Below are 22,157 nucleotides of genomic sequence, written 5' to 3' on the forward strand. Positions count from 1 at the left end.
CGCGACACGGTTACGACGTCAACGTTTCTTGATGAGGCACTAGGCGTCGGCACGGGGCTTCGCCGGTGGCCGACGGGCCTCGTGAATACCTCCAAGTCAGGTCTCAACGGGGGCACCGGCAGTACCTCCCTTCGCCTGCGGACAGGGCCTACAGTGAAGTGGTGGCCACGATCGACCTGCGCACTGAAATCAAGGAATTCCTGCGCTCGCGTCGCGCGCGGATCACGCCCGAGCGGGCCGGACTGCCCGCCTACGGCGGCAACCGCCGGGTCACAGGCCTGCGTCGCGAAGAGGTAGCTCTCCTGGCAGGGGTGTCGGTCGACTACTACGTGCGTATGGAGCGCGGCAGCCTCACCGGTGCCTCTGACGGAGTTCTCGACGCGTTGGCCTCTGCCTTGCAGCTTGACGAGGCCGAGCGCGATCACCTCTTCCACCTTGCGCGGCAGTCCAAGGCGCCCAGCGGTCCACGCGGCAGGCGACCCGCCGTGAGGGTGCGTCCGGCGCTTCAGCAGGTGCTCGACGCCATCACCGACGCACCGGCGTGGATTTGCGACAGTCGCTATGACGTGCTGGCCATGAATCACCTTGCTGCCGCGCTGTATTCACCGGTGCTGGCCGACACGCGACGGCCAGCTAACACCGCGCGATTCGTGTATCTAGATCCCGAAGCGGCAAAAACGTTCTTCGTCGACTATGACCGAATCGCCTGCGATGTGGCCGCGAAGCTACGCATGGAAGCAGGCCGCAATCCGCACGACGAGGAGCTGATCACCTTAGTCGGTGAATTATCAACACGCAGTGAACTATTTCGGCAGCGATGGGCATCCCAGGACGTTCGCCTCCACCGGTCCGGACGCAAGCGCCTGCACCATCCGGTAGTGGGCCAACTCGACCTGGACGTCGAATCGATGGAGCTGCCCGCCGAACCCGGCCTGCTCCTGACCATCTACACCGCGCCCGCCGGCACGGTGACCGCGGACGGCCTAGCCTTATTGGCGTCCTGGGCGGCCAGTCAGGAAAAGCTGACGACCGGGATGCAAGCACTCAGCTGATATTCCAACCTGAACGATTGGCGAGAGCGGCGGCCCACGTTTCGTCACGGGCTTCGTTGTCCAGCTCGTCACTCGTCGCCGTGGCAGAGCACTACCGCGTGCTGGCCCGGAAGGGATACCGGTACGGACCGGCCTTCCGGGCGATGACGGCCGCATGGCGCACCGAAGGGCGGATCTCCCACACGGAGAACTCGGTGAAGACTTCTGCGTAGACAGTCTCTGGGCACCCCGTGCCGACCCGATCGACAGGGGCCCTGGCGATCGAGGAGGTGCGGGCACTGACCCTGGGCGGGGTAGCCCGATGGCCGCGGCTTTTCGCTTACGGAACGGTCATTGCGCTGATGAGGCCGGTGTGGACGGTCGGCACGGGATTACAGGGAGTGGTGGTTGCCGATGTTCGCCCGGAGGGTGGGTGATTCGTCTTCTCGATGGTGTTCATCGCGAGCGCGCGCGGGGCGGGCGGGCTGTACTGGGTGTGCCGAAACCAGAAAGACGAGGGAAGACCATGCTGATGCGTACCGCGTTGACCGCCCTGTTCGCCGCCACTGCTGTCGGAGCGTTGACCGCGCCTGCCGCCGCCGCTGCCGAAACCGACCCGGCCGATTACGTGATCGAGTCCGCGAACGGCACGGAGCGGGTGTGGCAGCAGACGTGGTGGGACGGCGAGCCCACCATCACCGGGGATTTTCACGGTAGCGACAACCAGCACTGGATTTTCTGGGACAACCGCACCATCCAGAACACGGGAACCGACCTGTGCGCCACCGCCCACCATGGCCGGGTCATCGGCGCCGACTGCAACGGCGACGACCCGGGGCAGCGGTGGAGGATCCGCGGCGACCACAACCAAAAGCAGCTCAAGAATGAAGAAACCGGCCTGTGCGCCACCTACGAGGGCCACGATGACCAGCTGAGCCTGCACACCTGCGACTGGGACCGCGTCAACCAGCGCTGGTACCTCAACATCTGACCCGCGCGGTTTGTCTTCCGCCAGTTCACCCCGCGCGAGCACCGCTTGGGCGTCGTCACAGGTCCGCCGACGTCCCGAGGTGTGGCATCGTGACCACAATGGACGGTGCAGTGGATCGATTCCGGGTGCACCGGTGGTCGCTGATCGCGGTGACCGGCCACGGTGTCCGGGCGGCGGCGGGGACGCGCGGCAGGCGTCGGTCGGGGCGCCGGTGAGCGAGACCTGCCGCACCGCCTTGGCGGCGAACCAGAGCGCTTCGGTGAAGCGGTCGGGGTCTCGGTGCGCATCGCCGGGGTGAGCACGGTGGCCATGCGCTCGGCCAGGTCGCTGACCTGACGACGGGTCAGCCGCGGTGTCCGGTCACCGTGTCCGGGATCTTGACCTTCGGTCGTCGGAGCTCGCGCACGTCGATTCTTCTTGTTGGAGCGAGGGTTGCTCAGTACAGGAACGCCTTCAGCGGTGCGTCGCCGCTGGCGGGTTGAGCCTGTCGTGGTGGGTCGTCCGGCGGTAGCGCGGTCGGCCTCAGGCATCCCTCGCCCCCTCAGGGGGGACCGTGATTCCCGCGGCGCGCAACCGGGCCTCGATCCGGTCGGTCAGGCGTGCCCAGGAAGGTGCTTGATCCTGCCGGTGGTGGTTGATCAGGCCGTAGCGGGTGGCGCCGTCGGAGCGCATGCGAAGTTCGGGTGGGATTTCCAGGAGCGGGGGATGTTCCAGCAGGTACCTGGACACGGCCGCGGCGAGGTCGTCGATGCGGGGATCGTCGGGCTCCCACTCGGCGATACTCCAGCATTGCTTGAGCAGATCGACGTAGCGAGGGTCGGCGAAGGCGACCTCGAGTCGCCGAAGGTAGTCGTGGAAGCCGCTCGGGATGAGCGCCTTGGCCAACACCAGGCCTTCGCGGAAGGTGTGGACGGTCTCGTCACTGAAGTCGTGCCGCCGGAGGCTGTCGAGCAGTGCACAGGCTCGATCGGGCAATAAGGCTCGGTCACCGCTGCCGAGGCGGTTCAGGGTCTCGCGCCGGGCGGTGAGTTCCGCGATGTGGCCGGCGAGCCGGCGGTCGACCTCGGCGACGGTGGCCGCGAACCTGTCGGGGCCGGCCGCGAGCAGTTCCGGGATGTCGGCCAGCGGCAGGCCTGCCAAAGCGAGGGTTCTGGCCTGGACGAGCTGCAACAGCTCCATGGATCCGTACCGCCGGTACCCGGACCGATCGCGAGGTGGTTCGTCGACCAGTCCGAGGCGATGGTAGTGGCGCACGGTCTTCGTCGTGACACCGGCGAAAGACGCGGCTTGCCCGATGGTGAGTCCGTGACTTGTCATGGTCCTGTTCGGTGTCGGTCCTCGGCGGCGGTGTGGCGGACGGCGTCCGCCACGACCCGGAAGTCCTTCCGCAGGATTGTGACGTGATTGCTCGGGACGGTCGCGTGGAGCCGGACGTGGGGATCGCGGGCGAGGACCGGGTCGAGCGTGGCGCGCATCCGGGCGAACTCCGAGCCGGTGCCCCCCACGCTCGTGCCCGAGGCGGCGATGAACCGTACCGGGCAGGTCACCGCGTCGTAGACACCGTCGAGTGCGCCCATGACCTCGTTGGCCTCGATGCTGACCTCGGCATGTTCTTCGGCGGGCATCCAGCCCGCCATGCCCAGTCGGCGCAGCACCGGGAACGTCCACCGCGCCCGCCGGAACCGGCGGCGGATCTGAGTGCGCGCGTTGTCGTCGACCCAGTCGTACGGGTAGCCGCCGTCGACCAGTACCAGGCCGTGCGCGCGGGAGGGATTCGACGCCGCCCAGTGCAACGCGACAGCCGCCCCGTATGACCAACCGACCAGGATCGGCCGGTCGATCCCGGCGGCGTCCAGCACGGCACCCAGGTCTCGCACGGCTGTGCCGAAGGTGTAATCGGAGGACCTTCGAGACCGGCCCCGCCCGCGCATGTCGTAACTGACGTGCCGCCAAGGTGACCCGAGCTCGGCGACGACGCGATGCCACGCACGCTGACTGCTGAAAGCGCCGTTCAGGTACACCACCGGTCGCCCTGTCCCGCCGGTATCGGTCATGGCCAGCGCCGTGTCGTCCACCCCCAGCATGTCCGTACGAGCGGGCCGTGTGTTCTCGCGATCATTCACCCGGCCAGCCTGCGGCCTTACCCCAGGGGCAAGGTCAAGTGTCCTGTCCGCCCGAGCCGCTGGATCGAGCATGTCCGTTCGGTGGTGCGCTCGTGGCCGTCGACGGACTCGAAGCCGACGTCGTCCAGCATGCGGGAATCAGTCAGGTCGCGTCGGTATCTTCAGTCACCATGAGGTACTTCGGCTCCGATGTCGTCACCGTCGCGGACAAGCTCGTCGACGCCTACGTCGACGTCTTCACCGCTCCGCCGTGGGGACAACGGGACCCGGCCGAGACCCGGTCGGCGTTTCGGGAGCGGCTGGAGGCAGATGCCCAGCGGCCCGGCTTCCGCGCCATCCTGGCGTTTTCCGACACCGGCGAGGTAGACGGCTTCGTTACCGGCTGGACCACTTCGGCTCCATTTCGGACCGATCGCGCCTACTCCAAGGTCACCGAGCGGCTCGGCATCGACCGGGTCGGTGAACTGCTGGTCGGAGCGTTCGAGATCGACGAACTCGGGGTTCGTTCCCGCGCCCGCGGGACCGGACTCGGACGGCGACTGCTGTCGAATCTCACCGCGACCGCACCCGGCGCTCGCGCTTGGCTGCTGACCTGGCATCAAGCCCACGACACGCTCGCCTTCTACCGCCGGATCGGATGGCGTGAACCCGAGCCCCGGCCGGGCAAGGAAACCGACATCGTCGTGTTCCTGTCGCCGGACTGACCCGCGGCCAAGCCTCGCGCCGGATGGGCGGTCGACGAGGACGATCCGTGTCCCGTCCATTCGAACTGTTCGGAGTAGGGCGTTGCTGACCTGGCACCTACACCGTCGCCTACGACCCGCCGAACCGCACCGTGGTAACCGCCGACGATTGGTTCTCTGGAGTCGCCGGCGCTTGCCTCGCGGCGGGCCTCACCGCCGTCTCCTCCCCGTCGGCCGACGACTCGGCCATCCAGCAGTCGCACACCCCACCGGCAGCGACGTCGAAAGCGATCTCGCAGACGCCGCGCTCAACCTCCGCGTCACTCCGCCTCCTCGGCGAGGTGGGCTACCGTCCGATGCACCCGGCCCGGGGCCCTCGTCCGCAGCGAGTCCGGCCGCTCTTCAGGTCGCGTTGGACTGGGCTGTCGCCTTGGTGACCCCGCCGATAGGCCCGCAAGATGCTCGATGGCGCGAGCGTCTGCGCCCTCTCGCCACCAAACTACGGATCGAACACTGACGCCACAAAGGTGACCGGACAACCTCAGATATTGTCCTCGTACGTTAACTTCCTGACGGTCGGCATCACCACAGACGGACCGAAACCGCAACTACGCCTTATCCGTATCAACTTCGACTGGCTCGTTTTCGCCGCGTACTCGTGACCAGACTGCTCGCGGTCTGCTTGGGTCAGGTGGTGGTGGTAAGAGCAGCGAAGTCGACGGCGAGCCTGTTCGACGGCGTCTTGGTGCGATTCTACGCCGACAGGGATGTTTCCGCATGGTCGGCCAGGCCGAGGCCACCGAGTCAGCGTCGCGCGGGGTCGGCCCTATGGCGGAACTCGGCGTGATCGGGAAGGACGTCTTCTGAATTCGCGTGCAAGAGGATGTGCTTTTAAGAGTTCCGAAGTAACTGAGCTTCCATTGAGCCTTTCTGTCTAATGGTGAGATGTTCATCTTGGTCACTCGCTTGGCGGATTACGAGCGGCGGGAACCTTTCGCTACTGTCTCTCTGTCAAGTCGATCAGGCAGGGGGGAAGTCGCGCCGACTGGCAATGGTTCGGTATTGCCGTCTCGGCTTTACTTGTGTGGGGCGGCGTCGCGCGACCTGGACTTCATCAACGTTCACTCACTGCTTGATTCCATCTTCGATGATTCAAGAATGAGGACAACGTGAAACGCAATTATTCAGGTCGTTCGTTGATGATTCGTTCGACCGCCATCATGGCCGGAATTTCCGGCACGAGTGAGCCGCAACGGCACCCGGCGAGGAGGTAGTCCGGCCGGTCGGCGGTTACGAGGTTCGGACGAGACCCGACGGAACCCAGTATTCGGTGAAAAGAGAAACCCCGTCCGAAGTGATCCCTATGGACGTTGTTCCGGGGAACCGCGGGCGTTCCTGGATGTGGCTCGACGCGATTGGTGAAAGGTCTGTGCGCATCGAAGGCCGAGAACGCGACCATCCAGATGCTGAAATTCCTCTCCAGAGCTGACCACCCGCAGGGACTGGCCTGGAACGGTCACGCTGTGTTCGTCACGGGCCGGCCGGGCGCCCCGCAGACCGTCGCGCTCCCCACCGCGACCCCGGCCGATATCGCTCATCCCTAGCTACCGTCAGCCGGTCGAACTCGGGGCCATCGTGCTGGTCGCCGGCAGTGCTGCTCGCTGACGCGCCGGTGGCCACGATTCCGGGCACTCGGGGAATCCCTCCGGTCGAAGGGGAACCGAAGAATGGTCCGACCTTATGACTTCGGGCATGACTGGTCGATCGACCGTCTGCCCGCAACTGGGAGGGCGAAAACAGATGGGTCGCAGACAACGGCCGCTCAACGGTATCGGGCCCAAGGTCCGCTTCGCGCAGGGGATGCGCGGCATCCGTCGTTCCTCGGGGCTCACGCTGCGTGAGTTGGCCGCGCGGTCGGGTTATGCCTTCAGCACGCTGTCCGCCGCGGAGCAAGCGAGAGCCGTGCCGTCGTGGGCCGTGACCGAGGCATTCGTCGAGGCCGCCGGTGGCGAGCTTGCGTCGATCAAGGTGCTGTGGGAACGGGCGCAGTGCAGCGTTGACGTGCTCGGCTTGGTCGGCGAGGCCACGCGGCGGCACCCGCACCGCCCGATCGCCGTGTCTCCGCCGCCGGTCCCGGACGGCTTCCTCGGCCGCACGGAGGAACTGGCCTTCCTCGCCTCCGAGGGGGCGTTGGCGCCCCGGTTCGCGAAGACCAGCGTTATCGAGGGTCCGGCCGGTGTCGGCAAGACCGCGCTTGCCGCCCGGATCACCGAGCTCATGGCGAGCCGCTATCCCGGGGGTCAGGTTTGCTTGGACCTCTACGGGTCGCGGCGCGACGAGCCGAGTGTGAACCGAGTGCGGGCGTTACGTGCCCTGCTCACCGCGCTGGGAGTGCCACCTCGGCAGGTTCCCCGGCGGATGGCCGAACGCGTCGCGCTCTACCACCGCGTGACCGCGAACCGACGGGTCCTGGTGCTGCTCGACGACGCGGAGAACGCCGAACAGGTCAGCCCGTTGATTCCGCTCGACACCACCTGCGCGGTGCTGGTGACAAGCCGATTCCGGCTCACCGGCCTGGTGTTGCGGCATCAGGCTCGGCGCTTGTCCCTTGACCGAGCCGATCTCGGCTCGTCCCCGGCCTCGATGGTGACCCGCACGTTGACACGGTGAAAGGGAAGACAATGGGACCGAGGATCACCGGCGATCACGACGCGCTGCTGCGCGTGCCCGCACCCGCGCCCGGCGCGGGCGTGCGGCTGGTGTGCTGTCCGCACGCGGGCGCGTCCGCCGCGGCTTTTGCCGCCATGGCCGTCGCGGTTCCCAGCACGATCGAGGCGCTGTGCGTGGAGTACCCCGGCAGGGGTGGGAAGCGCGGCGCGGGGATCGGGGACATCGGCGAGGTCGCCGATCGGATTTGTGCCGAGGTCCTCGACCGCGGCGACGTGCCGGTGGCGGTGTACGGGCACAGCATGGGCGCGGCGGTGGCGTTCGAGGTCACGTGGCGCTTGGAGCAGGAAGGGGCGGAGCCGACCCGGTTGTTCGTCTCCGGGCGCAAGGCGCCGTCGACGGCGCTGGAACTGGCGTTGCCGGGAAACGAGGACATCGTGGCCGAATTACGCGCCCTCGGCGGCATCCCGCCGCGTATCCTGGGACGTCCCGCGTTTCGGGACATGATTGTGTCGGTGGTGCGCAACGATTACCGTGCGAACCTCGCCTATCGCGCGGCTCCGGAAAGGGTGGTGCGCGCGCCCATCACCTTTCTCCTCGCCGCCGGTGACCCGTATGTCGATGTCGAGGCCGCGCGCGCATGGACCCGTCACACTTCCGCCGAGCTGCGCGTGACGCGTTTTCCCGGCGACCACTTTTTCCTGCGGGATCACCTCGCCGAGATTGTGGACGAGATAGTGCGCGGGGTTCAGGTTCGGGCGATGTGATGAAGACTGTGGGGGATGACGGGAATGATTCCCGACGACGCACTCGCATGGCTGATCTACGAATGGCTGCTGACCCATCAGGGGGTGAGCGCCGCAGCAGTGGCGGCGCGGTTCGGCGTGCCTTTCGATCGGGTGTATCGCGCCCTGCGGGCGCTGCGGGACCTGCGCCTGCTGCGTGAGCAGGACGACGGCCCCGGACGCTTGTTCGCGGTGAGTCCGAACGAGGCGCAGGCCGAGTTGGTCCTGCCGCTGGAGCAGGTGATCACGGCGACCAAACGGGAGCTGGCTGTCATTCACGATCGGCTCCGCTCCTTCGCGGACTCCTTCCACTCGGTGCGCCGGGCTGGGCGCGGCGACGACGCGGTGGTGTTCTCGCGCGATCCGGAGCAAAGCAGGCTGCTGCTCGACGACGCGGCCGACAACAGCAAAGCCGAGGTCAGCGTCATCCGGACCGGTGTCGACAACTACGGCGTGCGGGCACCGAAGGGCAATGCCGACCCCGACGTGGAGCTGGTGCGGCGGGGTGTGCGGCTGCGCGCCCTCTATAGGCATACCGCGCGCACCAACGTCGAGGTCCGCGACTACGTCCGCGAGCTGGTGGGCGCCGGGGCGCAGTGCAGGACCACCAACGAGCTGACCGACCGCCTCACCATCGTGGACCGGGAGGTGGCGTTCATCCCGGTTCAGGGCGAGAGCCAGGCCGTCGCGGTCGTGTACGAGCCCGTGATCGTCGAATACCTCACCCGCCTTTACGACCACACCTGGGCGGCCGCCGACGAGTTCACCGTTGACGCCGCAGGATACGGCGAGACCCTGGACAAGGTCCGCTCGACGATCCTGGGCCTACTCGGGGCCGGGCTCAAGGACGACGTGATCGCCCGCCGCATCGGGGTGTCCACCCGCACCTGCAGACGTCACATATCGGCGATCATGCAGGAACTGCGGGCGGCCAGCCGGTTCCAGGCGGGCGTTGTCGCCGCGCGCTCCGGCTTGATGGACCGGACCGGGCCCGCCCATCACAGCTCCGGGGTGATGGAATAGGCCGACAGCCAGGAATTCAGCCCCAGCACCATCTCCATTCCCATCCGCTCGTACTTGCGACTGGTGGCTCCCAGGGGCGAGGCGATCAGCGCGCGGGCGGTCGCGGTGTCGATCAGCGGCAGCACGGGCGAGCCGGGATCGGAAAGCACGTTCGCGAGCAGGCCGCGCAGTGCGCGCTCGTAGCCGGGGTCCTGAGTGGTCGGGTACGGAACCTTGACCCGTTGCAGGATGGACTCGGGAAGGATGTCGCGCGTCGCGGCGCGCAGCAGGCTCTTTTCCCGACCGTCGAAGGTCTTCATCGCCCACGGCACGTTGAACACGTAGTCGACGAGCCGGTGGTCGCAGAACGGGACCCGGACCTCCAGGCCGACCGCCATGCTCATCCGGTCCTTGCGGTCGAGCAGCGCGGCGACGAACCGGGTGAGGTTGAGGTAGCTGTGCTCCCGCATCCGCCGCTCCACCGGGTCCTCTCCCGGCAGTATCGGACATTCGGCGACGGCTTGGGCGTAGCTGTCGCCGAGGAACTCCGCCATGCCGAGTTTGTCCAGCAGCCCGCGGTCGAACAGGGCCTTGCCGTCGAACAGTGCGTTCGTCGCGGGCGCCAGCCAGGGGAACGTCTGCGCGCGGACCGTCTCAGGGTCGTGGAACCAGGGGTAGCCACCGAACACCTCGTCCGCCGCCTCTCCCGACAGCGCCACGGTGGACTGTTCGCGCACCGCCTGGAACAGCCGGTACAGCGAGGGCCACATGTCGCCCCAGAACGCCGGTGGCAGGTCGGTCGCGCCGATGACCTTCGCGCGCAGAGCTTCGTCACCGAGGACGCGGCTGTCGAGGAAGATCTCCTCGTGGTCGGCCCCGACGTGGGCGACCAGTTCCCTGGCGAACGGGGTGTCGGCACTGAGGTGGATGTCGTCGACGACGAAGTTCTCGTCGTGGCCGACGAAGTCGACTGAGAACGACCGAATCGGACCTTGACCCGCTGCGGCCAAGGCTCTGGCCGCGATCGCGGTGACGGCGGAGGAGTCGAGACCGCCGGAGAGCAGCGAGCAGAGCGGCACATCGGAGACCAACTGCCGCTCGACGGAGTCGACCAGGAGCGCGCGCACGGTCTCGATGGTCGTGTCGAGATCGTCGGTGTGCTCACGCGCCTGCAGGGCCCAGTATGTCCGCTTGGTGAGCGCGCCCCGCCGGACGGTGACGACTTGTCCCGGCCTGACCTCGGCCATGCCCGCGAACACGGCCTGCTCCGGCGTCTTGACCATCTCCAACACTTCGCGCAAGCCGTTGGCGTCCATGCGGCGTGACACCCTCGGGTGCGCCAGGATCGCTTTGGGCTCGGAGCCGAAAACCACCCCGTCGCGTAGCGGGTAGTAGTACAGCGGCTTGACGCCCATCCGATCCCGGACCAGCATCAGCTCCTCGCTCCTGGCGTCCCAGATGGCGAACGCGAACATGCCATTGAGCCGGTCGACGACGTTGATCCCCCACTGCATGTACCCCCGCAACACCACTTCGGTGTCGCTGCGGGTGCGGAAGCGGTGCCCGAGGCCGATCAGGTCCGTGCGCAGCTCGCGGAAGTTGTAGACCTCGCCGCTGTAGGTCAGGCAGACCAGGTCCCGTCCCGCTTCCGCGACGGTCATCGGCTGCTTCCCGCCCTCGATGTCGATGACCGAGAGCCTGCGGTGACCGATGGCGGCATGCGGGGCGAGCCAGTGCCCTTCGGCGTCCGGACCCCGGCAGGCCATGGTCTCGGTCATGACCGCCAGCAAGGGGCGCTGCTGGCGCAGGTCCCGCTCGTAGTCCACCACACCGGCGACTCCACACACGGCTGCTCCTCTCGTTCGGCGTTCGCACGGGATGGACGGTCGAGGCCCTCGCGGCGTGATCAGCCGGAGCCGAGTTTGGCGCGCAACTCGGCGTTCTCCTGCTCCAGCGCGGTGATCCGGTCGCGGATGGGGGCGAGCGCGCTGTCGAGCTCGCGTTCGGTAAAGCGGGGCGTGATGTGCTGCGGGCAGTTCCAGTGGCAGCCCTCGACGCGGATGACCAGGTGCCGCTCGACCTTGCCGTCTGTTCGGTGACTGTCGAGCAGGGTGGCCAGTTTCGGGTCCGCCCCGATCGGAAGTTCGCTGGCGTGCCCGAGCATCTTGAGCCGCGTCTGCCGTGCGTAGTCCATGAAGAACAGTGCGACGCGGTCATCGTCGCGCACGTTTCCGGTGGTGATGTACTGCCGGTTGCCGCGCACGTCGGCGAAGGCGATGGTCGACTCGTCGAGCACATGCACGAATCCCGGCGGTCCGCCGCGGTACTGGATGTAGGGCCAGCCGGTCTCGCCCACGCTGGCCAGGTAGAAGCCGTCGCGGGACTGGATGAACGCGGCCTCCTCGGCGGTGAGCGGTTCAGGCTTGCCCGGCACCTCGAACCGGACTCCGCGGCCGCTGCCGTGCTCGCGTTGGATCGAGCGGACCGTGTTGGTGAAGGTCAGTTGAGCGAAGCGGCTCATGAGCGTTCCTCCCGCGTCAGGCCTGTGGGTCGGACTCGGCCGGGATCAGGCCGAGGTCTGCTCGGTGGGCGTGGACGTGGCCACCGGGGCGGGGGAGCGGCGTGCGGTGAACCGGTGGCCGAGTTCGGACAGGGCCAGGGCGGCGACGGCGATGCCGGCGGCGACCAGGCTGAGGTTGGTCGCGCCGACCACGTCGATGCCGACGCCGCCGACGACGCCGGACAGCGAGATGGCCAGGTACAGAATGGCGGCGTTGAGGGAGACCAGCACGGAGGCGGCGGCGGGCTCCAGGGTGACCAGCCGATGCTGCTGGGGCGTGGTGATGGCGAAGGCGGCGAACCCGTAGAGCACGATCATGCCGATGGCCAGGACGAAGGACTCGGTGGTCAGCGGCATGACCAGGAGGCTGACCGTCAGCCACACCAGCGCGAGGCCCACCACCCCCCGTCCGCCGATCTTGTCGGCGAGTCGACCCGCGAAGAGGTTGCCGGCTGTGCCGATCACGCCCAGGGTGAACATCAGGACCGCCAGCCTCACTCCGTCGCCGCCGGTGGCGCCCGCGAACACCGCCGAGATGTAGGTGTAAGGGATGTAGACGGCGGTGAAGGACAGCAGGGTCGTGCTCAGCACCACGAGCACCCGCCGGTCGCGCAGCGGAGCCAAGCGCTCGCGCAGGCCCGCGGGCGCCGGGGCGTTCACGCTCGCAGGCACGAGCGCGCGGACGCCGATCATGCCGAGCACCGCGAGCGCCACGACGAACCACATCGTCGCCCGCCAGTCCATGAGACCGCCGAGCGCGGTGCCGATGGGCGCTCCCAGCGCGGTCGCGGCGGTGAAACCGGTGGTGACGGCCGCGATCGCCCTGCCCTGCCGGTCCGGGGGCACCATGGCCGACGCGGTGACGGCCGCGGTGGGCACGAACAGTCCCGCGCCCGCGGCGGCGAGCGCTTGGGTGAGCAGCACCAAGGCGAACGACGGCGACACCGCCGTGCCGATGTTGCCGACCAGATAGACCAGGGTTGCCAAGAGCAGCACCCTGCGGCGCGGCCACGTGGCGCTGACCGTGGCCAGAACTGGGGCGAGCACCGCGGCGGTCAGCGCGAACACCGTGACCACCTGGCCGGCCTGTGCCACCGTGACCCCGAGCGAGGCACTCAGCTCGGGCAGCACGCCCGCGAGCACGAACTCGCACGTGCCGATCGCGAAGACACCGAAACCGAGCACCGGCACGCCCCAGCGGGAGGCCCGTGCCACGTCGTTCTGGGTTGTCACTGCTTGACCCCTCGCAAATGGTATCGACTGGTTCCGTTCGGGGACGGTACCGATCGGTTCCGTATAGTGTCAAGATCGGAGGTATGCTTTGGTCGTGCCGACCCAAGCCCGCGAACGTCTGCTCCAGGCAGCGGAGGAGCTTTTCTACGCCGAAGGCATCCGCGCGGTCGGCGTCGAGCGCCTGCTGGCCGTCTCCGGGGTGGGCAGGGCATCGTTCTACCGCCACTTCGCGAGCAAGGACGACCTGGTGATCACCACGGTCCGCAACTACAGCCGCACCTGGCTCGCCTGGCTCGCCGGGACCGTCACCGCCCGCGACGAGGACCCGCTGGCGGTGTTCGACGCGCTGGCGGAACGATTCGCCGCCGCGGACTACCGCGGCTGCGTCTCGATCAACACGATGGTCGAGGCCGCGGATCCGAATATCCCGACACACCAAGTCGCCGCCGACCACAAGACCGCTCTGACCGCCTACATCCGCGGCCTGCTCGACGCGAGAGGCCACACCGACACCCAGGCTCTCGCCGAGCAGTTCGTCCTGCTCATCGACGGCTCCATCGTGACGGCGCTACGCGATCGCACGGCCCGGCCCGCCCAGCAGGCCAAGGCGATCGCCGCGGGCCTGCTGGAGCGGAACCGGATCGCCGTGCGGGGGTGACCGGGATGGGCGAGGTCAGCGCAGTTCCGCCCGCACCAGCCAACTCCGGGAGGCGCCCCGCCGCTCGCGTGGCTGCACCGGGTAGGGCCACCGGCCCTCGCCCGCGCCCTGCTGCCCTGGCTCGGCGACCTGCGTGCTCTGCCAGCCCGTACCCGCGAGGAACGCTTCCGGCTCGTCGGTGCCGAACAGCCAAGGCGTGCCGTCCTCGGCCAAGGCGTCGAGGAACCCGCGCGAGATCGGGCTCCGCAGCAGGGTCCGGTTGACCATATCCACAGCCAGTCCGCTCTTCCGGGCCGACGCGGCGGCCAACGTACGCAGCAGGCCGGTCGCCTGCTCTTCGCTGAGGAAGAACAGCAACCCCTCGGCGACCCACAGCGTCGGCCGATCCCGGTCGAACCCGGCGTCAACCAGCGCGGGCACCCAATCGCCCGCGAGGTCGGCCGCGACTTCGACCCGCTTGGCCTTCGGCGCCGCACCGAGCCGCGCGAGGCGGGCGCGTTTCTCGGCCAGCAGCGGTCCGTGGTCGACCTCGTACACCACCGCGGAGTCCGGCCACGGCAGTCGAAACACCCTGGCGTCCATTCCCGCGGCGATCAGCACGACCTGGCTGATCTCGCCCGTGCCGAGCACGTCGGTCACCGTGTCGTCGAAGAACCTGGTCCTGATCGCGATGTAGGGCAGCAGGCCCCCGCCGCCGTACTTGTCCAGCAGGTCGAATCCCCGGGGCGCGGCCAACTCCCTGGCCAGTTCGTCCCGAATCAACCAGCCGTCCTCGCGCTCGGTCTCCACGGCCCGCGCCGCGGCCGTCCACTGCGCGGTGTAGGACACTGCGTCCACTCGTGCCTCCTCCTGTCCCGCTCGAGCCGTGCACCGGCACCGAGATCGTGTGCGGCCGCGCGCCTCATGGGGTGGCGTGACCGAAGAACGCCTTTTCGATCGCTCCCAGGGTGCGGAAGTCCTCGATGTCGATGGTGTCGAAGTCGATCTCGACCCCGCTGGCGCCCTCGATCACGTAAACCAGTTCGACGAAGGTGAGCGAGTCGACCAGCCGGGCGGCGATCAGGTCCTCGTCCTGCCCGACCGAGTCGAGCCCGGGGTTTCTCGACAGCACCCAGGCCCGCACCTCGAGGAACCCCGTCGGGAGGGTTTCGGTCATTGCCTGCTCCTTCACAGCCGATGGTTGTCGTGGTCGATGCACGTCGCTCACCTGATCTGGTTCGCCGCGGCGCGGACACCGCGCAGCGCGGAAACCGGGTCACCCGCCAGATCGGTGAGCACCGCGAGCCAGCGCTCCAGTCCGAACGCCACGCATCCGGTGAACGCCGTCGAGCCGTCGCCGAGGGAGATCCCGCAGCGCTCGCCGAAGAAGTTGCGGTGGGTGTTCACCGAGGCGATCGCGAGGTCGCCGCAGACGAACTCGTACTTGACGGGACTGAGCTTCTGCAGGAGCGCGCGGGAACCGTCCTGCTCGAAGAACGGGTCGCTCGCGGGAACCTTCTCCAGGGGCAGCGACAGCGCCTCGGCGAAGGCTGTGATCCGCGCGGTGAACCGGCTGAGCAGTCGCTGGGTGTGCTCGAACGAGCCGATGGCGACGATCTCGCGCATCTGGAAGCTGAGCAGTCTGCGCAAGCCCTCGAACCGGCTCTCGCCGCGAAAGCAGTGGTTCACCAGGGTCACCAGGGTGTCCGATGGGATCGTCGTCCCCGCGTGGAACAGGAAGGCGCCGTAGCACGTCGCCATGGGCAGGCCGAATCTCGCCGGTTCCAGACCCGCCGGCGCGAACCGTCCCTCGGCGGGCGCGTCCACCTCGTCGATCACGTCCAGCCTGGCCGCCACCAGGGACAGGTGCGGGAAGTTGCGGTACACGTCCAGTCGCGCCAGGTCGGCTACCGGGTACAGCGGCGGTGGGCTGATCTCGCGCGCGCCGTCATCGATGCCCCAGCCGGTGAAGACGCGGTCCAACTCGTTGCGCAGGTCCGTTTGGTCGGGGTCGAGAATCAGCAGCGCCGCCGAGTCGGCGCCCGCTGTTCCACCCGCCACCAGTTCCGGCTGGTGGACGCTAGCTCGCCTCGCGGCCATGGAGGATCCCTGTCTTCTCGAGGTACTTGCGGGTCTTGCGGAACACCTGCCGCTCGAATTCCACGCGTCTGGGTGAGTCCAGCAACTCGCGGCGCAGGCCGTGCGGGTCGGAGACGCCCGCGTCGCGGTACACCTGTGGGTTGTAGAGGGTCTCGAAGCTGTAGGTCATGTAGCGGCGGATGTAGGTCTCGATGTCGGCGAGTTCGGTCGCCGTCGACTCCGCGCGCACGCCCTCGAACAGGATGGCCACCAGTTCCCTGCCGAAGGCGATGTGCCGCGACTCGTCCTGATGGTGGATCCGGTTGATGTGCCGGATCGTCTCGTGCAGCGACTCGTCCAACGCCATCTTGGAGTTGAAGTGGTCGACCAACTCTTCGAAGATGAGAATCCTGGTGAACACGAGCAGGCTTTCCAGTCTGCTCTCCGGGATGGTCAGTGCCATCGCCCCTGGCGGTTGCCGGTAGATCTTGTTCCCGTAGCGCAGGCAGAACTCGGCGAAGAACCACATATGCTCGTTCTCCTCGCCGATGAAGTGGTGGAAGAACTCCGACGGCGTCTCAAATCCCGCGGTGTGGATGCGCTTGGTCACCTCGATGAGCAGTTCGCGGATGCCATGCACGTTCAGGCTGTAGAAGTTGACGCTCTCGAAGCGGGACAGTGCGTGCAATTGGTCTTGGGGCAGCCGCGACGCCGCGGCGGTGCCGTGGGTCGTGGTGAGCTCCGGGCTCATCCACCACATGTCCGGGGGCAGGGACTCCGGCCACTCGAAACTCTTGTACGGGTTGTAGTAGTCGTCGACCGACATAGAGCTCAGTCGATCCAGAATGACGTGGAATCGCTCGTTCGTGTCGATGAGGCTGTTCGTCACGCCCATATCCTCCAGTACGCGGTCAACGATGTTTGGGGAAGAGATGCGCTTGTCGGCCTGCGCTTTCCAGCTTACGACAGGTTTCCGGCGAATACGTGTCCACTAGTTGCCTGTCCTGAAGCGGACGGGGTTCGTGGGGGTGGTGACCAGGCATTTCGAGCCGTCGGAAGCCGATCGCACAATTCTGCACAAACTCCCGTTGACCGAAAATGCCGCGCTCGCTAGCGTTATGGATCAGTGATGGAGACGCCGAGGAGCAACTAACTGATGGCGAGTGCGGCAGCGACACTGGAAAGTGTTGAATCATTTCTTCCCGAACGGTCGGTGCGCATCGATGAATTGGCAGGCCGACTCCAATTGCGGCGAGCGGAGATCGGGGTGTTTCGCAAGATCTACGGGCTCGACACCCTGCGATACGACCCGGAGATGTCCCTGTTCGACTTGATCCTGCCCGCCGCTCGCCGCGCCCTGGCGGCGGTGCCGGAGGGCGGTCGGGTCTCCCACCTGATCTACGCGCACACGATGCCGACGGTGACCCCCGCGCACATCGACGCGGCCCAGGTGGTCCGGGAACGCCTCGATCTGCGCGACGCCGAGGCGTTCGCGCTGACCCAGCAGGCGTGCGTGAGCAGCCTCGGCGCCGTCGACGTCGCCGCGAGGCTGCTGCGGGCCGAGGGAACCGAGAACGGCTACGCCCTGGTGGTGACCGGGGAACAGGCGTTCTCGCCCGCGGTGCAACTGATCCCGAACAGCGCGATCATGGCCGATGCGGCGGCAGCGTGCCTGGTCGGCATCGACGGCCGCGGCGATGTCGTGCGCGCGTTCGTCTCCAGCACCCTGGGCGAGTTCGCCGAGGGGTTGAGGATGACCAGGGCGGAGATCCAAAGCTTCGGGCAGGTCTACGCGAAGGAGTTGGCCGAGATCATCCGGCGGGCGGTCGATGAGGCGGGTCTGGCTCCTGACGACATCGACCTGGTCCTCCCGCACAACGTCAACGCCGTGTCGTGGCGGCAGGCGATCAAAGAGCTGGACTGGCCGTCGGAGCGGTTCTTCCTGGACAACATCGCCCGGTTGAGCCACTGCTACTCCGCGGACGTGTTCGTCAACTACACCACGGTGCGTGCAGCGGCCAGGCTCGTCGACGGCCGCCACTACCTGCTCGTCTCCGTTGGGCTCGGCGCCACCTTCGGCGCCATGGTGATCACCCACCGGGCGCGGTGAACGCCATGGCGGAAGGGGTGTACACCGCGAATCTCAAGCAAGCGCTCACCGGCAGTCGGAACGCGGAGTTCGTCTGGCTGTGCAACTTCGAGGTGGAGGACCAGTGGGCGACCCACTGCGTCGGCCTCCCCACGCCCAAGGTGTCGGCGACGACGGCACTGGTGCAGAGGATGGAGGAGCTCGGCGCGCTGCTCGCCGAGCCCGGTGATCATTTGCTGCTCGGCGCCCCCATCGACCGCGACTACCGGCGCTACATCGAGGCGACCGGCCTCGGCATGCCCGCCGAACTCGTCGCTGAGGGCGCGGGCGGCACCAGCGCGGCGATCCTGTCCTCCCCGGGGCTGGTGCGATACCTGCGGGGGCTCGCCGACCGGGGCGCCTACCTGATGCCCATGGGCACGGCAAGGGACGAGCAGAAGATCGCCGAGACGACCGGTCTGCGGTTGGCCGTACCCGACGCGGCCACCTTCGAACGGGTCAACAGCAAGATCTACAGCAGGCGGCTGGCGGCGGAGTCGGGTCTGCGGGTGATCCCGGGACACTGCTGCGAGACCGTCGCGGAGTTGCGGACGGCGCTCGCCGACGAGCCGACACCGCAGCGGCCGCTCATCGTCAAGGACGCGTACGGCGTGTCGGGCAAGGGGTTGCTCGTGCTCGCCAGTGCGGCCAAGGCGCGACGTCTGCTGCGCATGGTCGAACGGCGTGCCCAAGCCACCGGCGACGATTCGATCCACGTCGTGGTCGAGGACTTCCTGCCCAAGCGGTTCGACCTGAACTACCAGTTCACCCTCAGTCGAGATGGTGCCGTCGGGCTTGACTTCGTCAAGGAGGCGCTGACCGTCCAGGGTGTCCATAAAGGACATATCATGCCCGCGGCCCTCACCCGGGCGCAGGTGAACGACATCACCACCGCCGCGGCTGTGATCGGTGCGCGCCTGCACGCTGACGGCTTCTTCGGGGTGGTGGGCGTGGACGCGCTGCTCGGCGCCGACGGCCACGTCTACCCGGTGCTGGAGATCAACGCGCGGCTCAACATGTCCACCTACCAGGGGCGGGTCGTCGAGCGCTACCAGGCCGACGACGGCGCGGCCTTGGCCAAGCACTACCCGGTGCGGTCCAGGCAACCGGTGCCGTTCACTGCCGTGATGGAAGCCCTCGGCGACCTCGCCCGCCCGCCCACCGCGGGCGCCGGGTTGCTACTCACCTGCTTCGGCACGGTGAACGCGCAATCCGGTGTGTCAACCCCATTCGACGGCAGGCTGCACGCGGTGCTGTTCGCCCCGGACCGCCCCGGCCTCGACTCGCTTGACCGACGCGTCGCCGACGCCCTGAGTGGGCTCTCGGCCGACGGTTCCGCCACCGCAGAGGAGGCACGGTGACCAACCTCGAGACGAGCGATTCCGAGCTACGCATCCAGGGGGTGCCGATCGGCGCCATCGCGGACCGGTACGGCACGCCGTTCTACGTCTACGACGCCGACATCCTGCGCGAAACCTACCGGGATCTCCGCGATCGCCTCCACCCCGCCGTGGACATTTTCCTGTCGCTCAAAGCGAACCCGAACATCAGCGTGTGTGGCTACCTCGGCGTGCTCGGCGCAGGCGCGGAGGTCTCGTCGCTCGTCGAGTTGATGACCGCGCTGCAGGCGGGCATCGCCCCGCGCGACATCATCTTCCTGGGGCCGGGCAAGTCACGCGCGGAGTTGGCCGCCTGCGTCGAGGCAGGCATCCATGCCGTCGTGTGCGAGTCGCTGGAAGAGGTGACCCTGCTCGACGAGGTCGCCGCCGAGCGGAAAGTGGGCCAGGTGCCTGCCCTGCTGCGGATCAACCCCGACTTCCACACCAAGGGGTCCGGCTTGGCCATGGGTGGCAAGCCGCGGCAGTTCGGCATCGATCAGAGCCTGCTGCTCGCCGCGGGCGCGACGCTCGCCGCGGCGCCCAGGGTGGCGGTGAAGGGCCTGCACGCCTACATGGGCACCCGGTTCCTCGGCCACGACGACATCGTGCACAACACCAGGCAGATCCTGGCAACGGCGGCGGAGCTGGCCCGCCGGCTCGGCATCCCGCTGGACACGGTCGACTTCGGCGGCGGGTTCGGGGTGGCGTACTTCGACAACGAGAAGGACCTCGACCTCGCCGCGCTGACCACAGGGATCAACGGAGTCGTCGAGCCGTTTGTCGCCGCACACCCGGAGGTGAGGCTCATCAACGAGCTCGGGCGGTACCTGACCGCGCGGGCGGGCACCTACGTCACGCGCGCGCTGTATGTGAAGCGGTCGGCGGGGGAGGAGTTCGTCGTCGCTGACGGCGGCACCAATCACCACATGGCGGCCGTCGGCATCGGCAGCTTCGTCAAGCGCAACTTCCCGATCCGATCGCTGACCCGCTACCGGGACGACGCGGTGCGCGCCTACACGGTCACCGGCCCGCTCTGCACGCCCAACGACGTCATCGGGAAACGGGTGCCACTGCCGGTGGTCGAACCCGGCGACCTGCTCGGCGTCGAACGGTCGGGCGCCTACGGCCCGAGCGCGTCGCCCGGCCTGTTCCTCAGCCACGGTTACCCCGCGGAGCTGCTGGTGCACGACGGGGTGGCGCACCTGGTGCGGGAGCGTGACCGGCCGCAGGACCTGCTGGCCAAACAACGGCTGGCGGATTTCATCAGCACGCCTTCGCACTCAGCGGACGGGAGGGGATCGGCAATGGACAGGAGCGACACCGTGGCCGCGATCGGGACGGCCCTCGGGGAGGTGCTCGACCACGAGGTGGGGCCCGTGGCCGAGGACCTCAGGCTCTTCGAGGATTTGCACCTGGACTCGACGTCCGTGCTGGAGCTGTTGATGGCCTTGGAGGACGCCCTCGGAGTCTCGGTGGACCCGGAGAACCTCGACATGGACGACTTCCGTTCTGTCGGCACGCTCGCCGACTACGTGGACTCGCTGCGGCCCACGGTCGCGCCGAGCGACGCGGGCTGAGGGCACTATGCCGATATTGCGCGCCGCTGTCTCCGTCGTCTCGCCGGAGGCCGGGTCACCGGAGGACGACCCGTCGATCGCGGCCTACTACCGAGACCTGGTCGAGCCGTTCGGCTCCACTGTGGACTCTGAGCTGCTCCGCACCGGGCGCAACGTCGCCCACCGCGAGATCGTGTCCGCACTGGCCGCGGACGACCAGGTCGCCGCGGTGCGGCCGGGTCTCGTCGTGCTTGCTCAAGCGCTGCCTGACGTGCTGCCGTTCACCGCTGTCGCCGCCCACCTGAACATGCTGCTCGGTGGGCAGGCCACCAGCTTCGGCATCTCCGAGCAGGGGCTCGCCGCACCCTTCACCGCGCTGCGCGTCATCGACGCCCACCAGCGCGAAGGCTGTGGTGAGACAGCGGTTTTGGCCATCGTCGAGCAGACCACGTTGCCCAGCCGCTACTGGCTCGTTCACGACACCCCGCTGGTCGACTCCGGCGTTCTGCTGTTGTTCGGGAGCGGTGCCGGACCCAGCATCGGGGGTGTCGAGCGCGTCGAGGACCTCGGCGACCGACTCCGGTCTTTCGGCTCGGGAACGCTGCTGGTCCTGGGGCCATGGGTGACCGGTGTCGATGTCCTTGACGTTCCCGCACACCGGGTGGGGCCCGGCAGTTACTGCACCAGCGTCTGGCTGGCACTGGCCGAATACTGGCGGCAGTGGCGCGACCAGCACGACACGGTCGTGCTGGCGGAGACTGACCCGGTCAGCGGCGACAGCCACCTGGCGATCGTCAGATTCAGGCAGGCGTGATGACGCGGCTGGGCGTCGATGTGCTCGGCGTCGATGAGTTGAGCGCCCTGCTCAACCGCCCCTGGTTCCGCCGCTTCGTTTACGCGGAAGAGGAGATCGCCACCGCGGCCGACTTCGGGCCCACCCGCGCCCAGGAGTTCCTGGCGGGCCGATTCGCGGGAAAGGAGGCCGTCATCAAAGTCCTTCGTCTCGGTGTTCGCGCCGGTGTCACTCCCGCTCAGATCGCCATCCTCCGCGATCCGGACGGTTTCCCGTCCGTGCGGTTGCGCGGAGGAGCCGCGCTCCGCGCCGCCCAGCTCAACATCGGCGCTGTCCACCTGTCCCTGGCCCACAAGGGAAATCTCGTCGTCGCGGTTGCCGTGGCCACCGATGCCGCCGAACTGTGAACTGTCGAGCGGTCGTCCCGGGTTGGCGAGTTCGTTCAGCAGCGATTCCTGGGCTGTTGTCAAGGTCGAGGGTCGGGGCCGTACCGGGCAGGTGGGAAACCCC

General features: G+C 67.8%; 22 protein-coding genes. 13 read left to right on the plus strand and 9 right to left on the minus strand.

The window, feature by feature from the left end; translation table 11 throughout:
* Window positions 1-161 precede the first annotated feature (161 nt).
* The 3 genes from BS329_RS39330 to BS329_RS42220 all read left to right on the plus strand — a co-directional run bounded on the left by BS329_RS39330 (window position 162) and on the right by BS329_RS42220 (window position 2,022).
* Window positions 162-1,052 carry a helix-turn-helix transcriptional regulator gene (locus BS329_RS39330; protein ID WP_076168472.1) on the plus strand — a complete coding sequence of 297 codons (891 nt, stop codon included), beginning with the start codon at window positions 162-164 and terminating at the stop codon, window positions 1,050-1,052.
* A gap of 80 nt (window positions 1,053-1,132) precedes the next feature.
* The gene (locus BS329_RS45610; protein ID WP_425266397.1) at window positions 1,133-1,264 is read left to right on the plus strand and encodes a polyketide synthase dehydratase domain-containing protein; all 132 of its coding nucleotides are present in this window, start codon (window positions 1,133-1,135) and stop codon (window positions 1,262-1,264) included.
* A 200-nt stretch (window positions 1,265-1,464) separates the two neighbouring features.
* Entirely contained in the window at window positions 1,465-2,022 is a 558-nt protein-coding gene (locus tag BS329_RS42220) for an RICIN domain-containing protein (RefSeq protein ID WP_158075885.1), read from the plus strand.
* A 522-nt stretch (window positions 2,023-2,544) separates the two neighbouring features.
* On the opposite strand, the gene BS329_RS39345 is transcribed toward BS329_RS42220, so the two are convergent.
* Together BS329_RS39345 and BS329_RS39350 are read right to left on the minus strand one after the other, a co-directional pair.
* The gene (locus BS329_RS39345; RefSeq protein WP_076168421.1) at window positions 2,545-3,339 is read right to left on the minus strand and encodes a MerR family transcriptional regulator; all 795 of its coding nucleotides are present in this window, start codon (window positions 3,337-3,339) and stop codon (window positions 2,545-2,547) included.
* Window positions 3,336-4,145, minus strand: coding sequence for an alpha/beta fold hydrolase (locus BS329_RS39350; protein WP_244197467.1), 810 nt, complete (start codon window positions 4,143-4,145; stop codon window positions 3,336-3,338). Before BS329_RS39350 ends, BS329_RS39345 begins: the two co-directional genes overlap by 4 nt.
* Window positions 4,146-4,237: 92 nt before the next feature.
* On the opposite strand from BS329_RS39350, the gene BS329_RS39355 reads away from it, so the two are divergent.
* From BS329_RS39355 to BS329_RS39375, 4 genes are all read left to right on the plus strand, one after another.
* The gene (locus BS329_RS39355; protein ID WP_208619364.1) at window positions 4,238-4,849 is read left to right on the plus strand and encodes a GNAT family N-acetyltransferase; all 612 of its coding nucleotides are present in this window, start codon (window positions 4,238-4,240) and stop codon (window positions 4,847-4,849) included.
* 1,779 nt (window positions 4,850-6,628) lie between these two features.
* Window positions 6,629-7,498 carry an NACHT domain-containing protein gene (locus tag BS329_RS39365; RefSeq protein WP_076168427.1) on the plus strand — a complete coding sequence of 290 codons (870 nt, stop codon included), beginning with the start codon at window positions 6,629-6,631 and terminating at the stop codon, window positions 7,496-7,498.
* Window positions 7,499-7,551: 53 nt separating this feature from the next.
* On the plus strand, window positions 7,552-8,262 hold the full coding sequence (locus BS329_RS39370; protein WP_208619365.1) for a thioesterase II family protein: 711 nt from the start codon (window positions 7,552-7,554) through the stop codon (window positions 8,260-8,262).
* 15 nt (window positions 8,263-8,277) lie between these two features.
* The gene (locus BS329_RS39375; protein ID WP_084750791.1) at window positions 8,278-9,303 is read left to right on the plus strand and encodes a helix-turn-helix transcriptional regulator; all 1,026 of its coding nucleotides are present in this window, start codon (window positions 8,278-8,280) and stop codon (window positions 9,301-9,303) included.
* Here BS329_RS39375 and asnB read toward each other — a convergent pair.
* The 3 genes from asnB to BS329_RS39390 are packed head-to-tail and all read right to left on the minus strand — an operon-like array spanning window position 9,279 to window position 13,075.
* Entirely contained in the window at window positions 9,279-11,129 is a 1,851-nt protein-coding gene (asnB, locus tag BS329_RS39380) for an asparagine synthase (glutamine-hydrolyzing) (RefSeq protein WP_076168432.1), read from the minus strand. The genes BS329_RS39375 and asnB overlap by 25 nt on opposite strands.
* A gap of 59 nt (window positions 11,130-11,188) precedes the next feature.
* Window positions 11,189-11,803, minus strand: a complete 615-nt coding sequence (locus BS329_RS39385) for a pyridoxamine 5'-phosphate oxidase family protein (protein ID WP_076168434.1) — start codon at window positions 11,801-11,803, stop codon at window positions 11,189-11,191.
* A gap of 45 nt (window positions 11,804-11,848) precedes the next feature.
* Window positions 11,849-13,075 (minus strand): MFS transporter, encoded by a 1,227-nt coding sequence (locus BS329_RS39390; RefSeq protein WP_244197468.1) that lies wholly within the window; start codon window positions 13,073-13,075, stop codon window positions 11,849-11,851.
* 94 nt (window positions 13,076-13,169) lie between these two features.
* Here BS329_RS39390 and BS329_RS39395 point away from each other — a divergent pair, with 94 nt between their 5' ends.
* Window positions 13,170-13,733, plus strand: coding sequence for a TetR/AcrR family transcriptional regulator (locus tag BS329_RS39395; protein ID WP_076168476.1), 564 nt, complete (start codon window positions 13,170-13,172; stop codon window positions 13,731-13,733).
* Window positions 13,734-13,748: 15 nt separating this feature from the next.
* Here BS329_RS39395 and BS329_RS39400 read toward each other — a convergent pair whose 3' ends face one another.
* From BS329_RS39400 to BS329_RS39415, 4 genes are all read right to left on the minus strand, one after another.
* A complete protein-coding gene (locus BS329_RS39400; protein WP_076168436.1) occupies window positions 13,749-14,570 on the minus strand; it encodes a class I SAM-dependent methyltransferase in 822 nt (273 codons plus the stop codon).
* Between the two features lie 64 nt (window positions 14,571-14,634).
* Window positions 14,635-14,889 carry a holo gene (locus BS329_RS39405; RefSeq protein WP_076168438.1) on the minus strand — a complete coding sequence of 85 codons (255 nt, stop codon included), beginning with the start codon at window positions 14,887-14,889 and terminating at the stop codon, window positions 14,635-14,637.
* A 47-nt stretch (window positions 14,890-14,936) separates the two neighbouring features.
* Window positions 14,937-15,812 carry a class-II aminoacyl-tRNA synthetase family protein gene (locus BS329_RS39410; protein ID WP_076168439.1) on the minus strand — a complete coding sequence of 292 codons (876 nt, stop codon included), beginning with the start codon at window positions 15,810-15,812 and terminating at the stop codon, window positions 14,937-14,939.
* Entirely contained in the window at window positions 15,793-16,680 is an 888-nt protein-coding gene (locus tag BS329_RS39415) for a diiron oxygenase (RefSeq protein WP_084750798.1), read from the minus strand. Before BS329_RS39415 ends, BS329_RS39410 begins: the two co-directional genes overlap by 20 nt.
* Window positions 16,681-17,058: 378 nt before the next feature.
* Here BS329_RS39415 and BS329_RS39420 point away from each other — a divergent pair, with 378 nt between their 5' ends.
* Genes BS329_RS39420 through BS329_RS39445 form a run of 5 tightly spaced genes read left to right on the plus strand, consistent with a single transcriptional unit; the run spans window position 17,059 to window position 22,054 of the window.
* Window positions 17,059-17,901, plus strand: a complete 843-nt coding sequence (locus BS329_RS39420) for a 3-oxoacyl-[acyl-carrier-protein] synthase III C-terminal domain-containing protein (protein ID WP_244197469.1) — start codon at window positions 17,059-17,061, stop codon at window positions 17,899-17,901.
* Window positions 17,902-17,906: 5 nt separating this feature from the next.
* Window positions 17,907-19,280 (plus strand): preATP grasp domain-containing protein, encoded by a 1,374-nt coding sequence (locus tag BS329_RS39425; protein ID WP_143253417.1) that lies wholly within the window; start codon window positions 17,907-17,909, stop codon window positions 19,278-19,280.
* Window positions 19,277-20,875, plus strand: coding sequence for a phosphopantetheine-binding protein (locus BS329_RS39430; protein ID WP_244197470.1), 1,599 nt, complete (start codon window positions 19,277-19,279; stop codon window positions 20,873-20,875). Before BS329_RS39425 ends, BS329_RS39430 begins: the two co-directional genes overlap by 4 nt.
* A gap of 7 nt (window positions 20,876-20,882) precedes the next feature.
* A complete protein-coding gene (locus BS329_RS39440; protein WP_076168446.1) occupies window positions 20,883-21,668 on the plus strand; it encodes a hypothetical protein in 786 nt (261 codons plus the stop codon).
* Window positions 21,668-22,054, plus strand: coding sequence for a holo-ACP synthase (locus tag BS329_RS39445; RefSeq protein ID WP_076168447.1), 387 nt, complete (start codon window positions 21,668-21,670; stop codon window positions 22,052-22,054). The genes BS329_RS39440 and BS329_RS39445 overlap by 1 nt, the downstream gene beginning before the upstream one ends.
* The last annotated feature ends 103 nt before the right edge of the window (window positions 22,055-22,157 follow it).

It is taken from the genome of Amycolatopsis coloradensis (assembly GCF_001953865.1).
Taxonomy (GTDB): domain Bacteria; phylum Actinomycetota; class Actinomycetes; order Mycobacteriales; family Pseudonocardiaceae; genus Amycolatopsis; species Amycolatopsis coloradensis.